At 40.7% G+C, this 16,203-nt stretch carries 12 protein-coding genes and 1 pseudogene; 4 read left to right on the top strand and 9 right to left on the bottom strand.

Going from position 1 to position 16,203, the window contains the following annotated elements; translation table 11 throughout:
• Positions 1-122: 122 nt before the first annotated feature.
• Positions 123-2,327 carry an OsmC domain/YcaO domain-containing protein gene (locus I2F31_RS00660; RefSeq protein WP_195769117.1) on the top strand — a complete coding sequence of 735 codons (2,205 nt, stop codon included), beginning with the start codon at positions 123-125 and terminating at the stop codon, positions 2,325-2,327.
• A 49-nt stretch (positions 2,328-2,376) separates the two neighbouring features.
• Here I2F31_RS00660 and I2F31_RS00655 read toward each other — a convergent pair whose 3' ends face one another.
• The 7 genes and pseudogenes from I2F31_RS00655 to I2F31_RS00625 all read right to left on the bottom strand — a co-directional run bounded on the left by I2F31_RS00655 (position 2,377) and on the right by I2F31_RS00625 (position 10,849).
• On the bottom strand, positions 2,377-3,162 hold the full coding sequence (locus I2F31_RS00655; RefSeq protein ID WP_195769118.1) for an ABC transporter ATP-binding protein: 786 nt from the start codon (positions 3,160-3,162) through the stop codon (positions 2,377-2,379).
• Positions 3,163-3,174: 12 nt separating this feature from the next.
• Positions 3,175-3,966 carry an aliphatic sulfonate ABC transporter permease SsuC gene (ssuC, locus tag I2F31_RS00650; protein ID WP_195769119.1) on the bottom strand — a complete coding sequence of 264 codons (792 nt, stop codon included), beginning with the start codon at positions 3,964-3,966 and terminating at the stop codon, positions 3,175-3,177.
• Positions 3,963-5,132, bottom strand: coding sequence for an FMNH2-dependent alkanesulfonate monooxygenase (ssuD, locus tag I2F31_RS00645; protein ID WP_195769120.1), 1,170 nt, complete (start codon positions 5,130-5,132; stop codon positions 3,963-3,965). Before ssuD ends, ssuC begins: the two co-directional genes overlap by 4 nt.
• Before the next feature lie 15 nt (positions 5,133-5,147).
• Positions 5,148-6,122, bottom strand: a complete 975-nt coding sequence (locus I2F31_RS00640; RefSeq protein WP_195769121.1) for an aliphatic sulfonate ABC transporter substrate-binding protein — start codon at positions 6,120-6,122, stop codon at positions 5,148-5,150.
• 497 nt (positions 6,123-6,619) lie between these two features.
• Positions 6,620-7,546 carry an AEC family transporter gene (locus I2F31_RS00635; protein WP_195769122.1) on the bottom strand — a complete coding sequence of 309 codons (927 nt, stop codon included), beginning with the start codon at positions 7,544-7,546 and terminating at the stop codon, positions 6,620-6,622.
• A 20-nt stretch (positions 7,547-7,566) separates the two neighbouring features.
• A pseudogene (locus I2F31_RS00630) lies at positions 7,567-8,681 on the bottom strand (NADH:flavin oxidoreductase/NADH oxidase).
• A gap of 29 nt (positions 8,682-8,710) precedes the next feature.
• Positions 8,711-10,849, bottom strand: coding sequence for a TonB-dependent receptor (locus I2F31_RS00625; RefSeq protein ID WP_195773289.1), 2,139 nt, complete (start codon positions 10,847-10,849; stop codon positions 8,711-8,713).
• A 141-nt stretch (positions 10,850-10,990) separates the two neighbouring features.
• Here I2F31_RS00625 and mutM point away from each other — a divergent pair, with 141 nt between their 5' ends.
• Together mutM and I2F31_RS00615 are read left to right on the top strand one after the other, a co-directional pair.
• Positions 10,991-11,803, top strand: a complete 813-nt coding sequence (gene mutM / locus I2F31_RS00620) for a bifunctional DNA-formamidopyrimidine glycosylase/DNA-(apurinic or apyrimidinic site) lyase (protein ID WP_195769124.1) — start codon at positions 10,991-10,993, stop codon at positions 11,801-11,803.
• A gap of 7 nt (positions 11,804-11,810) precedes the next feature.
• Positions 11,811-12,098, top strand: a complete 288-nt coding sequence (locus I2F31_RS00615; RefSeq protein WP_195769125.1) for a peptidylprolyl isomerase — start codon at positions 11,811-11,813, stop codon at positions 12,096-12,098.
• 43 nt (positions 12,099-12,141) lie between these two features.
• Here I2F31_RS00615 and mscL read toward each other — a convergent pair whose 3' ends face one another.
• Both mscL and typA read right to left on the bottom strand, forming a co-directional pair.
• Complete coding sequence (gene mscL / locus I2F31_RS00610; protein ID WP_195773288.1) at positions 12,142-12,579, bottom strand: large conductance mechanosensitive channel protein MscL; 438 nt, start codon at positions 12,577-12,579, stop codon at positions 12,142-12,144.
• 199 nt (positions 12,580-12,778) lie between these two features.
• Positions 12,779-14,617 carry a translational GTPase TypA gene (typA, locus tag I2F31_RS00605; protein WP_195769127.1) on the bottom strand — a complete coding sequence of 613 codons (1,839 nt, stop codon included), beginning with the start codon at positions 14,615-14,617 and terminating at the stop codon, positions 12,779-12,781.
• 170 nt (positions 14,618-14,787) lie between these two features.
• Here typA and I2F31_RS00600 point away from each other — a divergent pair, with 170 nt between their 5' ends.
• Positions 14,788-16,155, top strand: a complete 1,368-nt coding sequence (locus I2F31_RS00600) for a uracil-xanthine permease family protein (protein ID WP_195769128.1) — start codon at positions 14,788-14,790, stop codon at positions 16,153-16,155.
• Positions 16,156-16,203 lie beyond the last annotated feature (48 nt).

The following is a 16,203-nucleotide window of genomic DNA, read 5'->3' as shown; positions in this document are numbered from 1 at the left end:
TGGCCCTATAATATGGCAATCATTGCTCCCTTCATATCATTCGATATGCGATAGCCTTCAATTTTATCTCCAATTCTTAGCACATTATCGTACTGATGGATTAAGAACAATTAGGTGCCCACATGGAAATCAAAGTCAATTTTCTTGACAACCTTCGACTCGAGGCAAAGTTCGATGACTTTACAGTCATTGCCGACCAACCCATTCGCTATAAAGGCGATGGCTCTGCACCAGGCCCATTTGATTATTTTTTAGCATCTTCTGCACTCTGTGCCGCATATTTTGTCAAACTGTACTGCTCAACACGCGATATTCCGACAGAAAACATCCGTTTGTCACAAAATAATATTGTTGACCCTGAAAACCGCTATAAACAAATCTTTAAAATTCAGGTGGAATTACCACATGATATTTCAGACAAAGACCGTCAAGGTATTTTGCGTTCGATTGAACGTTGCACGGTCAAGCGTGTAGTACAAACAGGCCCTGAATTTATTATTGAAGAAGTCGACAATTTAGATGCAGATGCTCAAGCATTACTAATTGCAGATGCAAATCCTACCTCACAAACCTACATTACAGGTAAAGACTTACCCCTTGAGCAAACCATTGCCAATATGTCTGCAATTTTAGCCGACCTTGGTATGAAAATTGAAATTGCATCATGGCGAAATATTGTACCAAATATATGGTCACTCCATATTCGAGATGCACAGTCGCCAATGTGCTTTACCAATGGTAAAGGTGCAACCAAAGAAAGTGCTTTGGCGTCTGCATTAGGTGAGTTTATTGAACGCCTCAATTGTAATTTCTTTTATAATGATCAATTTTGGGGTCAAGAAATTGCACACGCCGATTTTGTTCACTACCCAAATGAACGTTGGTTCAAGCCTGGCCCAAATGATGAGCTCCCAAGTGACTTACTTGATGAATATTGCTTAGACATTTACAACCCAGACCAAGAACTGTGTGGCTCACATTTATTTGACACCAACTCAGGCAATACTGAACGTGGTATTTGTGCCCTGCCTTATACGCGTCAATCTGACGGCGAAACCGTGTATTTCCCATCAAACTTGATTGAAAACTTATTTTTAAGTAATGGTATGAGTGCGGGTAATACCTTAGCTGAAGCACAAGTACAGTGTTTATCTGAAATTTTTGAACGTGCAGTGAAGCGTGAAATTTTAGAAAAAGAAATCACGTTACCCGACGTGCCTCAAGAGGTATTGGCAAAGTACCCAAGCATTTTAGCAGGCATTCAAGCGCTTGAAGAACAAGGCTTTCCTGTATTAGTGAAAGATGCCTCTATGGGTGGTCAATTCCCTGTGATGTGCGTGACGCTCATGAACCCACGTACAGGCGGTGTGTTTGCCTCATTTGGTGCACACCCTAAACTTGAAGTGGCACTTGAACGCAGTTTAACTGAGCTATTACAAGGGCGTAGTTTTGAAGGGTTAAATGACCTACCTCAACCTACCTTTAGTAGCCATGCCGTGACTGAACCAAACAACTTTGTCGAGCATTTTATTGACTCAACAGGAGTGGTATCTTGGCACTTCTTCAGTGCAAAATCTGACTTTGAATTTGTAGAGTGGGACTTTTCTGCACAAGGTGAACAAGCGTCAGCACAAGAAGCAGACACGCTATTTGCTATTTTGAAAGACATGGGCAAAGAAGTGTATATGGCTGTGTATGACCAGCTTGGGGCAACCGCTTGCCGTATTTTAGTACCCGACTACTCAGAAGTCTATTTGGTTGAAGACCTCATTTGGGACAACACCAATAAAGCACTTCAATTCCGTGAAGACATTTTAAACTTACACCGACTTGATGATGATGCTTTAGAAGCTTTGGTTGAGCGTTTAGAAGAAGCTGAGCTTGATGATTACACCGAGATTAAAACCCTAATTGGTATCGAATTTGATGACAATACAGTATGGGGTCAGCTGACGCTTTTAGAGCTTAAATTACTCATTTATGTGGCACTACAACAGTTTGAAGAAGCCAAAGACTTAGTCGAAGCCTTTTTACAATACAACACCAACACGGTAGAGCGTGGCTTATTTTATCAAGCCATGAATGTAGTGTTAGAAGTCATGCTTGATGATGAGCTTGAGCTAGAAGACTACTTATTTAACTTCCGCCGTATGTTTGGTCATGAACGTATAGATGCTGTACTGGGTTCGGTACAAGGCACGGTTAAATTCTTTGGCCTCACCCCAACCAATATGCAACTTGAAGGGCTAGACCGTCATTTACGCTTAATCGACAGCTATAAAAAATTACATGCTGCTCGTGCACGTGCATATCAGGCAAGCCTTTAACAGATCAGCCACTCGGTGGTTTAGTCAACTTACCGAGTGGTCGCTTCCATTAAGTGGCCAATACAGCATTTAGTACCTCTTGTTCAAGCTGTGTAAATGCTGTATTTTTTTGTCTCGGTCTTGGCAAATTCACTGCAAACTGCGCTTCAATTTCTCCACGATTGAGTAAAATAATACGGTCTGCAAGCTGTACTGCTTCGCTGACATCATGCGTGACCAAGATTGCAGTAAAGCCCTGATCTAACCATAAATTTTCAATCAATTGCTGCATGTCTAAACGTGTCAGTGCATCTAATGCTCCCAATGGTTCATCAAGCAATAAAACTTTAGGTCGATGTAACAATGCTCGTGCAAGTGCCGCCCGTTGACGCTGACCACCTGAAAGCTGTGTGGGCCATAATTGGCTTTTTTCTTTTAAACCCACTTTTTCCAATAGCGTAAACGCTTGATATTTTTCTGTTTTTGAACGACCTAAATTGACGTTATCCACCACGCTTCGCCACGGCAGTAATCTTGGGTCTTGAAACATGACCCGTACATCAGGTGTATGGCCTTTACTTTGACCATTGAGTTGAATATCACCAGAACTGCTTTGCTCTAAATCTGCAATCAGACGCAATAATGTACTTTTACCACACCCACTACGTCCGACAATCGCTAAAAACTCACCTGCTTTTATATCGAGATCGAGATTTTCTAAAACGCTCACTTGCCCATAGTATTTATGTAGCTGTTTAATTTGAATTTCAATGCCTTTGGCATCTGGTGTATGAGCTACAGGACTTGAACGTGTTAAAACCTGTTGCTCTAAATGGGTCACACTTAAATTTGACATGATTCACTGCTCCTATTTACCCTGATACCCTGCATGCCAACGTAGTAAATAACGCTCCAAATAATGAGCAAACACATCGGCCAATTTACCCAACAAGGCGTACAATAAAATACCCACCAACACCACATCTGTTTGCAAAAACTCACGGGCATTCATGGTCATATAACCAATGCCTGACTGTGCAGATATGGTTTCTGCAACGATTAATAACACCCATACCAAGCCCAATGAAAAACGCAAACCAACCAAAATTGATGGCATTGCCCCTGGCAAAATAATGTCTTTATACAGCTGCCAACGTGTTAAGCCATAACTTTGCCCCATTTCAATTAAATCTGGGTCAACTGAACGAATACCGTGATAGGTATTGAGATAAATTGGGAAAAACACACCAACGGCTACAAGAAATAATTTTGCAGACTCATCTATACCAAACCATAAAATTACCAATGGAATGAGTGCTAAGGCAGGAATATTACGCACCATTTGTATACTGGTATCAAAAAGTGTCGATGCAATTTTTGATGAACCATTCAACAAACCCAGTACAAAACCTAAACCACCACCCACTAAGAGCCCAAGTAATGCTCGTCCTGCACTCACCTTCACGTTTTGCCAAAGCTCTCCGCTGAGTAACAAATGCCAAAATGCCAATACCACAGCACTAGGTGCAGGTAATATCTGTGCACTCAATGCACCGAGTGATGAAGCAATCTGCCAAACGCTAATCAGTACAATAGGAACAAGCCACGGTAAAAGATATTTCAAAGGCTTGAGCAACCGTCTTGTTTTTTGCTGACTCATGTGGCCACCTGCTGTGCTTTATTTTTTGCACTTGGGGTATAGTTATGAGCAATAATTTCACCAAATGGCCCTGTTAAACTTGGCTGTGAGAGTTTTTGTTGCACTTTTAATGGCAATAAAGGAAATACAAGCTCTGCAAAACGTATAGATTCTTCTAAATGCGGATAACCTGAAAAAATAAAGGTATCTATGCCTAAATCTGCATACTCTTGAATACGATCAGCCACCGTCTGTGCATCTCCAACCAGTGCTGTACCTGCACCACCACGTACCAAACCAATGCCTGCCCATAAGTTTGGTGAAATTTCTAAACGATCTTTATTACCGCCATGTAATGCAGCCATACGTTGCTGACCCACTGAATCCATTTGAGCAAATTTCTTTTGAGCGGCTTGTATGGTTTCATCATCTAAGTAGCTAATCAGATCATTGGCCGCCGCCCATGCTTCTGCATTGGTTTCACGTACAATGACGTGTAAACGAATGCCATAATTAAGGGTACGACCACGTGCTTTGGCTTTTTCACGAACCACAGCTAATTTCTCTTTCACTGCCACAGGTGGCTCACCCCATGTTAAATAGGTATCTACCTGATCTGCCGCCAGATCAGTGGCCACCTCGGATGAGCCACCAAACCATAAGGGTGGATACGGCTTTTGAATAGGCGGATACAATAATTTGGCATCATCAACACTCAAACGCTGACCATGAAAAGTAAGCCCTTCACCTATATGTGAGCGGGTCAAAATTTCACGCCAAATATGCACATACTCTTTGGCTGTTTCATAGCGTGTCGCATGGTCTTCGTATAAACCATCGCCTTTCAACTCTTGCTCATCACCTCCTGTGACCAAGTTTAATAACACTCGACCACCAGACAAACGATCAAAGGTTGCCGCCATACGTGCCGCCAATGCAGGTGTCGTCACACCAGGACGTAATGCCACTAAAAACTTCAGACGTGTTGTTGCATCAATTAAACTGGCTGCCACAATCCAAGGGTCTTCACAAGAGCGACCTGTCGGAATGAGCACGCCCTCATAACCTAACCGATCAGCAGACACCGCAATTTGCTTCATGTATGCATGGTCCACTTGGCGAGCACCTTTGCTTGTACCTAGGTAACGACTATCACCATGTGTTGGAATAAACCAAAAAATTTTCATACCGTCCCCATTCATTTACTGTGCTGTGTTTTGCCAAACAGCTTGTTGAACAGCTATTTTTTGTGGAATCAATTGCTCTGTATAAAAACGGTCGGCAATATGCTGTTGTGCTTGAGTGACCGTTTCATTCATGTTGTGAATTAACGATGGTTTATCACGCTTATCTAACACGCGTTGGGCAATATTTTCATTCAAGCCAATGGTCTGCGAATATAACTTAAGCGTTTCTTGTGGATGATCAACAATCCAACGAGCCGCATCATTAGACACCGCAATAAACTTTTTCACTTCTTCAGGATGTGCTTTTACAAAGTCAGGACGACTAATCAAAAAGTTATACGTGGTTTCAAAACTTGAGCCATCAATCACCGAACGTGCTTTACCTTCAACCTCAGCTGCACTTAAAAATGGTTCCCAAATGACCCATGCATCAACTGATTTTTTATCAAATGCTGCACGTGCATCGGCAGGGGCTAACCATATTGGCTGAATGTCCGACCACTTAAGGTTGGCCTTTTGCAATACACGACCCAATAAGTCATGTGCACTCGACCCTTTTTGCACGGCAATTCTTTTTCCTTTGAGCTGCTCAATACTGGTAATTGAGCTGTCTTGTGGTACTAAAACGGATTGCCACTTTGGATGGATATTTTCATAACCGACATAAGTAATATTTTTATTGGCTGCCTGAGCAAATACAGGAGGAGTATTCCCCACTGAGCCAAAATCAATTGCACCAACAGACAGTGCTTCAAGCATTTGGGGGCCCGCAGGAAACTCACGCCACTGTAATTGTGTGTTTGGAAATTGCTTTTTAAACAGCTCTTGCTCAGATTTTAAAACAATTGAGCTGAGTGATGATTTTTGAAAACCAATGGTTAAAGTATCTACATCTTTTACTGTGGTGGGTTCTGCTTTTTTTTCAGCACATGCGGTCAGCCCAACACTAATAGCGGTTAAAGCAAATGCGAAAGATTTTAAATATGCCATGTGTGACCTCAAAATATTTTGTTATCAATAAGTGTTTTGCGTTTTTGTTGATCACATGCACATATAAAAAGATGATGTAAAACCAAAGGCCAATGCGGTATTTTTTTGTTGCTCTTTCATGTCTTCGCTCATTCAATCAAAAGGGTTGCTGTTTGATTTTTATACCCTAGCGTCCGTAAGCCATCTGTAAAAGCATATTTTTTTGCATTGGTTATGTTTTTAAAATATAAAATAAATTTTGCTAAAGTTATCTTATTAAATGCTAATTTCTTATTTTTACAAAAAACATAAAGTACTGATAAAAAACAATTAATACAAAACAATATCATCAAAAATAGACTAATTATTATTTTTACTGATATACCTTATCTTCATTGAATATTTCATTTTCTATTTATTGTATTTACAACTGTAGATTGCCACCTTATACACCCCCAATTTTATTTGGGTCATTACAATCATTTGTGCTGATTTTGTCCCGAGCCACTGAAAATAGACTAATACCAAAAATGAATACACATGCTAAGCAAGCATAAAGAAGAAATATTACTTAAAATAAATGCATTATTGGTTCTTTTTTCAATGCCATAAATTTGTCCCAAAGTCATAAACAATGTCGGCATGGGTAACATTGCAATCATCACGGCAATATGAACCATGGCATCATCTACCTTTGGTATCATTAGAAATAAAGCAAAAACTAAAGCAGGTAGACAAAGTGTTTTCAACACCATTAAAAGTATCGCTTGTTTTTCAATATGGCGTAACCGCAGTTTACTGAGTGTGCCACCGATCACAAACAACGCCAATGGTGCAGAGACTTTTCCAAGCCATGCTAGAGGCTCCATGAGCAGTGAAGGCGGTTGATATTCAAAAAGTAAGCATGTCAAACCGATTAAAATGGCTAAAACCAATGGGTTTCTAAAAATATGTTGTAGTGTTTTTTTAGATAACACAGAAAACTGTGCCGTGGTAGATGTACTCGACTCTGCCAAAAACAACATCAAACTGGTTAAAATAAAGCTTTCAAATAAAATCGTGAGTGCTAAATAGTACATCACATCTTTCCCAATCAGCATGGGTAAAATAGCAGCGCCCACTAAGCCTGTATTTGATGTCGCAGCACCTAAAGACAGTACCAATGCAGACGCAGGACGTTGTAAAAACCAACGTTTAAAACAATAATATGCTGCAAAAAAAAGCGCGAGTGATGCCACACCATAGACCATTAAATAAGATGGTATCCACAAATCATCGAGTTGATTGTCTTGTGACAAGGTATAAAGCATAAATGCAGGCAAAGATACTTTCATCACAAAAGTACCTAAGGCCTTGGTCTGTTCTAATTGAATTAGCCCCATGCCAACACTGGCATACCCCATCAGGATTAATATAAAAATGGGTAACATAACGCTCAGTAGCACGTGGCACTCTCTAAATCAGGCTAACTTGTTCTAAAGGGTTGAAATACATCTTTCACCCCATGGGGTTGGCATCGTAAATATTGCGGGGCGATTCGTATTTCTTCACCCAAACTTGCGGCTGCATGCCACGGCCAGCGTGGGTTATATTGCATAACTCGCCCCAAAGCAATAGCATCTGCTTGGTGTTTTTGTAAAATGTCTTCAGCTTGCTGAGGCTGAGTAATTAAGCCCACTGCAATCACAGGTACATTCACAGTCTTTTTTACACTTTGAGCAAAAGGCACCTGATAGTTTTCTTTAACATCAATGACTTGATACTCATGTAAACCACCGCTCGACACATGAATATACGCTGCCCCAAGTTGCTCAAGTACCTGAGATAGTTTAACTGTCGACTCAACATCCCAACACTCAACTTGCATCCAATCTGTGGCAGATACACGTACACCCACAGGGAAATAATCAGGCACTGCATTTTTTATGGCCTGAAAGGTTTCTAAGACCATACGCATACGGTTTTCTAATGAGCCACCATATTCATCTATACGATGGTTAGACAACGGCGATAAAAACTGATGCAGTAAATAACCATGCGCCGCATGTAATTCAATTAAAGCAAAACCTGCCTCAACTGCACGTTTGGCTGCATCTGCAAAATCTTGCTGAATGGCTTTAATTTCTTTAATGCTTAATTCATGCGGTAAGGCATCATCTGAAGAAAATGGAATAGGACTCGGTGCAACGGTTTGCCAACCCAAGACATCATCTGCTGGTATTTGCTTACGTCCCTGCCAAGGACGCTCAGTCGAAGCTTTACGCCCTGCGTGTGCCAACTGAATTGCAAATGGCATGGGTGAAAAGGTACGTATTTTATGTAATACGCTTTTTATGGCTTCGCCTTGTTCATCATTCCACAACCCTAAATCTGCGTAACTAATACGCCCTTCAGGATTTACTGCAGTAGCTTCTACAATACACATGCCCGCACCAGAAAGTGCATAGCTTGACCATTGTTGCTCGTGCCAAGCACTCCCCCCCCCTCTTGGCTTGCTGAGTATTGACACATGGGTGCAATAATAATTTTGTTTTCTAACGTTAATGAATCGAACGCAATAGATTGAAATAACTCGCTCATATACAACCTCTCTTCATACTAAAAACAGATTAAAATGGTTTGCTCACACTGAGCCCTGCACTCCAGTTACGACCATCAGCAGGTTCAAAAGCACGTGGGGTAGGTTTTCCATCTACCATAGTTGAATCATTCACAACAACTGAACCAATATAATGACGGTTAAATGCATTGTCTAAACGTGCATAGGTATTGAATGACCAATCTTTAATTTTATAACGATACCCTATATTCAGTGAAGTCACGGTATAACGTGGTGCTGCATCTGAGTTTTGATCATTTATGTAGATTTTATCCATATAACGAAGATCGGCACCTGCATACAAACCAACCTCAGGTTGCCATGCAAGACCTGCATAGGCTTGATTTTTAGCAACGCCAGGAATATATGTGCCTTTGCTAATTTTATTTAACGTACCTTTTGCAGGAATATCGGCATTAAATGTGGCATCTAAGTAGCTATAACTCGCCCGTGCAGTCAAGTCTTTCCATAGTTTTTTATTCCAACTCAGCTCAAGACCTTCACGCAAGGTTTGATCTGCATTACGAAATGTTGAACGACCATCTAAAGTGCCTGCTGAAACAATGTCATTTTTGGTGCGTGCTTGAAAAGCGGCAAGGGTGAAAAAGCCAAGGGTATTGTCTGTTTTTAAACCTACTTCATAGTTATCACTACTTGATGCCAACAAATCAAAATTAAACCCAGATTTACCATCGATTCGATACGCCATTTCGGTAAATGTTGGTGTTTCAAAGCCTTTGGCATAACTCGCATACGCTGTCAGCTCAGGCAAAATCTGCCAACTTAATGCAGCCGATGGCAGTACTTTATTATACTTGGTCTTACCACTGTCATTTGGATTAGTCGCAGTCACATAATGGTCTTTAGACTGATAATGCACATTACTATAACGCACTCCCGTGTCTAAACGCCATGCAGGTAAAAACTGCCATGAGGCTTGCATGTACGGGTCCACATTCCACAACGTATTGTTTTCATCACGGCGTAAATTACCCATCACACCAAGCTGATTACCAATAAAGTTCTCGTATCCTTTACGGCTTTCATTCATGGCATCAATCGCTACGCCAAGATTGAGCGTAGTCTTCGGCAGTAAATCACGGCCTGTCCAACGTAAATCTGTCCCATAATAATTACGGCTAAAGTCAATCACACCACCTGCATGTTTAGGATTGGCTTGAGTCGCCTTTGGAATAGACTGATACTGCGTCACTTGCCGTTGCCCAACATACCCCATCACTGAAATAGATTGGTGATCTGTCAGTGGTTTATCCCACGTTGCCCCTGTTTGTAATTGCTCAACGGCTTTACGTGTATTAAAAGTATATGCTGAAGTCACCGCTTGCTTGGCATTTTTCAACCAATCTTGACGAGTCAACCCCATTGGGTCAGCCGCATTAATTTTAGTATAATTAGTCACCCAATTAATTTTACTGCCATCATCTAAATGCCATGTGAGCTTGGCATTGTTTTGTACTTTATCTGCTGCACTATGGTCACGAAAACCGTTAGTATTAAAATAAGAGGAACTAATCACATATGAAGGTTGCGATGCTGTTTTTGAACCGCCTTGTAAAATAATATTCGACTGATTACTCGCATGACTACCTCCACCATAATTCACAGTTACACTGTCTGGGCCCTTACCCTCTTTGGTGGTTGTTAACACTGTACCGCCCGATGAATTACCATACAGCGATGAAAATGCGCCCGTAAGCACTTCAACATGATCTAAACTATTTAGATCAATATTCGATGTTTGACCCTGCCCATCTGGCATGGTAGATGGAATCCCATCAACATAAATACGAATCCCTCTCACCCCAAAGGTCGAACGTGCACCAAATCCACGCATAGAGAGTTGCAAATCTTGTGCATAATTTTGTCGATTATTCAGTTGTAGGCTGGGTATGCCTTGCACAACTTCTGTTAGGTTTACCCCAAGGCTGTTTTTATTTTCTGGTGCATCTACTCTATACACCGATGCAGGCGTGGTTAAATAGTTGGTCTCTGTACGAGTCGCTTCTACGATAATGGTCGCTAAATTTTCAACATGAGGTGTAGGTGTCTGTGCATAAAGCGACTGAGCAATACAAGATGTCAGTAAAGCCAAGCTAATGTTGTATGTTTTATGAGATGGAAATGACATTATTTTTTCCTAATCATTGTGCGTCATGATTTAAATTGTCAGAGAGTATAGCAGGCATTACTCAGATAAATCAGTACCGATTCCCTCTATAAATCGAAGCATGCTAAAATAAGTCATCCTATTTAAGCATCATCTCACCACATGCCTGAGCTTCCAGAAGTCGAAACCACCAAAAATAGCTTATTGCCATTGCTTCAACACAAGGTCACAGCTGTGACGGTCTACCAACACAAACTACGTTGGCCGATCCCATCTGACTTAGAGCAACTTGTGGGTCAACAACTCACCAACCTGTCACGGCGTTCTAAATATATTTTTGCTGCGTTTGAAAGTAAAAGTATGCTATGGCATTTAGGTATGTCTGGTAGTTTTAGATTATGTGAGTTAAACGAACCACTACGCAAGCATGACCATTTGGTGATTCGCTTTGAAGATTTAGAGCTCAGATACCATGACCCTAGACGGTTCGGCTGTATTTTATGGCTCAATGATGACACACATACAAAACTTATTCAGCCACTTGGCCCTGAACCACTCAGTACTGCCTTTAATGCAGAGTACCTTAAAACAGCCTTACAGCGTAAAAAAACTGCCATTAAAGTCGCCATTATGGATAACCATATTGTGGTAGGTGTTGGAAATATTTATGCCACAGAAAGCCTGTTCAACATTGGTGTTCACCCGGCACAACCAGCAAACACACTGACAGCTCAACAAATTGAAGAACTGACCGTAGAAATTAAACGCATTTTGGCACAAGCCATACAACTGGGTGGCTCGACTTTACGAGATTACACCAATGCCATGGGTGAAAATGGCTATTTTCAGCAAACCCTACTCGCTTACGGACGTGCCGGTGAAATGTGCGTAAACTGCGAAACTACCTTAGAAAATCTTAAACTTGGGCAACGTGCAAGCGTATTTTGTCCGCAATGCCAACCCCTTAAAGCATAGGTGACTTATGAGTACTGCCATTGTTCGTCATATTTTGGTAAAAGACTTAACTCTTGCTCAACAGCTCAAACAAAAGCTTGCCGATGGTGCCGATTTTGCCAAGTTAGCCAAACAACATTCAACCTGTAACTCGGCTAAACGTGGCGGTGAATTAGGCGAAGTCAAAAAAGGGCAACTGGTGACAGTGATTGATAGATTGGTTTTTTCCGCACCTGAAAAAACCATTCAAGGCCCTGTAAAAAGCAAGTTTGGCTATCATTTAGTTGAAGTCAAATTTCGTATGTCACATTTTTAAATAAAAAAAGCCACCTAAAAAGGTGGCTTTTTAACATTTTTAATTATGCATCTTTGCGTTTCAACTCATCACGAATTTCACGTAACAATTGAATATCTTCTGGTGTTGGTGCAGGTGCTGCAGGTGCGGCCTCTTCTTTACGACGTACTTTATTAATTAAACGAACCATCATAAATACAACAAAGGCCAAAATAATAAAGTTAATAAAGATGGTAATAAAATTACCATAGGTTAATACATTCACACCTGCTTTTTGTAGTTCAGCCAGTGATTGTAGATTATTTGGGTTACTTCCAAGCACAATAAATTTTTGCGTGAAATCAACACCCCCACCAGTAATTAAACTGATAATTGGCATAAAAATATCTTTTACTAAAGAGTCAACAATTTTACTAAAAGCACCACCAATGATTACACCAATTGCGAGGTCAATCATATTGCCTTTAATTGCAAACTCACGAAACTCTTTCATAATACTCATAAAGTTCTCCAATGTTATTATCAAGTGTGTAGGCTACAACCTACTACTCTTTTTCAGTGTTGTTAAAATTTGTGAACTGATTCTGATTTAAGCACATTTACATGACAAAGAAATAAAGAAATACATGAAATATACAAATATCGGCATAAAAAAAGCCATCATAAAGATGGCTTTTTTCATCAAGCAAATAATTTAAATATTACTTACCACGATTACGCTTACGTTCGTTTTCAGTTAAGTATTTTTTACGCACACGGATCGATTTTGGCGTTACTTCAACCAATTCGTCATCTTCAATGAACTCAAGTGCTTGCTCAAGTGTCATACGAATCGCTGGCGTTAACGTTAATGCTTCATCTGTACCAGACGCACGCATGTTCGTTAATTGTTTTGCTTTCGTTGGATTCACAGTCATGTCATCAGAACGTGAGTTAATACCCACGATCATGCCTTCATATACTTCTAACTGTGGTTCAGCAAATAGACGACCACGGTCTTGCAATGTGAACAATGCAAACGCCAAGCATGTGCCATTAACCATAGAGATTAACACACCATTTTGACGCTTCGCTACAGTACCTTGCTTCGCAGGACCATAGTGAGAGAAGCTCGATGTCATAATCCCAGAACCAGAGGTAATGGTTAAGAACTCTGAGCGGAAACCAATCAAACCACGAGAAGGTACAGTCGCTTCAATACGAATACGGCCTTTACCATCAAGCTCCATGTTAGTCATTTCGCCTTTACGGTTACCCATTTGTTCCATAATCGAACCCTGATGCTGTTCTTCAACATCAAATGTTACATTTTCATATGGTTCTTGGATTTGACCGTCAATTTCTTTCATGATTACTTCAGGACGAGACACACCCATCTCAAAGCCTTCACGGCGCATGTTTTCAATTAAAACAGATAAATGAAGTTCGCCACGACCAGATACTTTAAAACGGTCTGGACTGTCTGTGTCTTCTACACGCAATGCAACGTTGTGAATTAATTCACGATCTAAACGCTCACGAATATTACGTGATGTTACAAACTTACCTTCACGACCAGCAAACGGTGAGTTGTTAACTTGGAATGTCATAGATACTGTTGGTTCATCTACAGACAATGGTGGTAATGCTTCAACATTTTTCGGATCACAAATCGTGTCAGAAATGTTCAGTGCATCAATACCTGTAATACATACGATATCACCAGCGCCTGCAGACTCTACATCTACACGGTCAAGACCATGATAACCCATGATTTTTAAGATACGACCGTTACGTGTTTTACCTTCTTTATCAATCACAGTCACTTGCGTGTTCAGTTTTACAGAACCACGTTGGATACGACCAATACCAATAACACCCACGAAGTTGTTATAGTCAAGTGATGAAATTTGCATTTGGAATGGACCATCTGCATCTACTTTTGGTGGTTCTACAATATCAACAATTGTTTCAAACAATGGCGTCATATCTGGTGCAAGGTTATCTACTTCGCGACCAGCAATACCATTTAGACCTGATGCATACACCACTGGGAAATCAAGCTGCTCATCGCTTGCACCTAAGTTATCAAACAAATCAAATACTTGATCCATTACCCAGTCAGGACGTGCGCCCGGACGGTCAACTTTGTTTAATACAACGATTGGCTTCAAGCCACGAGCAAATGCTTTAGATGTCACAAAACGTGTTTGTGGCATTGGACCATCTTGTGAATCTACAAGAAGTAGTACACAGTCAACCATAGACATTACACGTTCAACCTCACCACCGAAGTCGGCGTGTCCTGGGGTATCTACGATGTTAATGCGGTAAGTCGTGTCTGTACGCTTGTCTAACCAAGTAATTGCAGTGTTTTTTGCAAGAATGGTAATACCACGTTCACTTTCAAGCGCATTCGAGTCCATGACACGCTCAATCTCGCCTGCACGATCACCTAAAGCACCTGATTGTTGAAGAAGTTTATCAACCAAAGTTGTTTTACCATGGTCGACGTGCGCAATAATTGCAATATTACGGAGATTTTTAATATCTGATGACATGAATTTCGGTACGCCTAAAATTTGAGGGCAAATTATACAAAAAAACACTACCATTGAGTAGTGACATTTTATTGACAATCACACTTTTTTAAGTTCAATCACATGTTTTATTTTGTAAAGACATGTAAGTCGATTAGAATAACGACTCGTAAACTATACCACACTTTTCTATGTCTGACCCATTATCACCACATAAAGACGACTCATCTGAGTTAATTATTCATCTTAATGAGCGTCCGAAAGTCTCTGTGACCTTACTTGCAGCCTTACAACACTTATTTGCGATTATTGTTCCTATTTTAACCCCAGGTCTTTTAATCTGTGGCGCACTTAAAGTTCCTGCACATGAAACCACCATGATTTTATCGATGTCACTGGTGATTTCAGGGATTGCGACTTTTTTACAATGTAAGAAAGTTGGGCCCTTAGGTGCAGGGTTACTTATTGTACAAGGCACAAGCTTTAACTTTATTGGCCCAATTATGGCCATAGGTAGCTTAATGATTGCCAATGGCACACCGTATCAACAGGTGATGGCCGCCATTTTTGGTGTCGTCATCGCAGGTGCATTTATTGAAATGGGTGTATCTCGTATTTTACCCTGGATCAAAACCCTCATTACTCCTTTAGTTACAGGTGTTGTGGTACTTCTTATTGGTCTAACTCTTGTCAAAGAAGGATTGATTAGTATGGGCGGTGGTTATGGTGCCATGGCTGATGGTACTTTTGCCAACAGCGATAATCTAATGATGTCATGCTTTGTGTTGGCATTGATTATTATTCTTAACCGTACCCGTATTATTTGGCTCAAAAGTGCATCTTTATTTATTGCACTGATTGCAGGCTATATGCTAGCAGGCTTACTTGGCCATTTAGATTTTTCGACATTCTATAATGCTCCTACCTTCCAACTACCATCACCGCTACACTTTGGTATTTCTTTTGATTGGTCGCTCTTTATTCCTTTAGCTTTTATTTACCTAGTGACCTCTTTAGAGGCGATTGGTGACATTACTGCTACCAGTAAAGTTTCTCAACAGCCTGTCAGTGGCCCAATTTGGATGCAACGCATTAAAGGCGGTGTATTAGTAAATGGTGTTAACTCATTTATTGCAGGCATATTTAATACATTCCCAAGCTCTGTATTTGCACAAAATAATGGTGTCATTCAAATTACCGGTGTCGCCAGTCGCTATGTAGGCATTTTTATTGCTGCAATGCTGGTTATTTTGGGCTTATTTCCTAAAATTGCAGGTATCATTCAAGCTGTGCCTCAAGCTGTTTTAGGTGGTGCAGTGATTGTCATGTTTGGTGCCGTGGCTGCTTCTGGCATTAATATTTTAGCCAGTACGAAGCTTGACCGTAGAGCCTTACTCATTATTGCTGTCGCACTGGCGTTAGGTTTAGGTATTTCTCAAGTTCCTGACTTTTTAAAACACATGCCTGAGTTAATGCGTAATATTTTCAGTTCTGGTGTAGCTACAGGTGGCATTGCTGCACTTATTTTAAATATTGTCTTGCCTGAAAATAACGAATAAAGTACCCTGCCCTGCCCAATATCAACGCATTGGGCAGTCCGTTGTTAT

Source organism: Acinetobacter rathckeae (assembly GCF_015627125.1).
In the GTDB taxonomy this organism is placed as follows: Bacteria; Pseudomonadota; Gammaproteobacteria; order Pseudomonadales; family Moraxellaceae; genus Acinetobacter; species Acinetobacter rathckeae.
The sequence above is the reverse complement of the archived record's forward strand: the minus strand, read 5'-3'. Positions and strand labels throughout refer to the sequence as shown.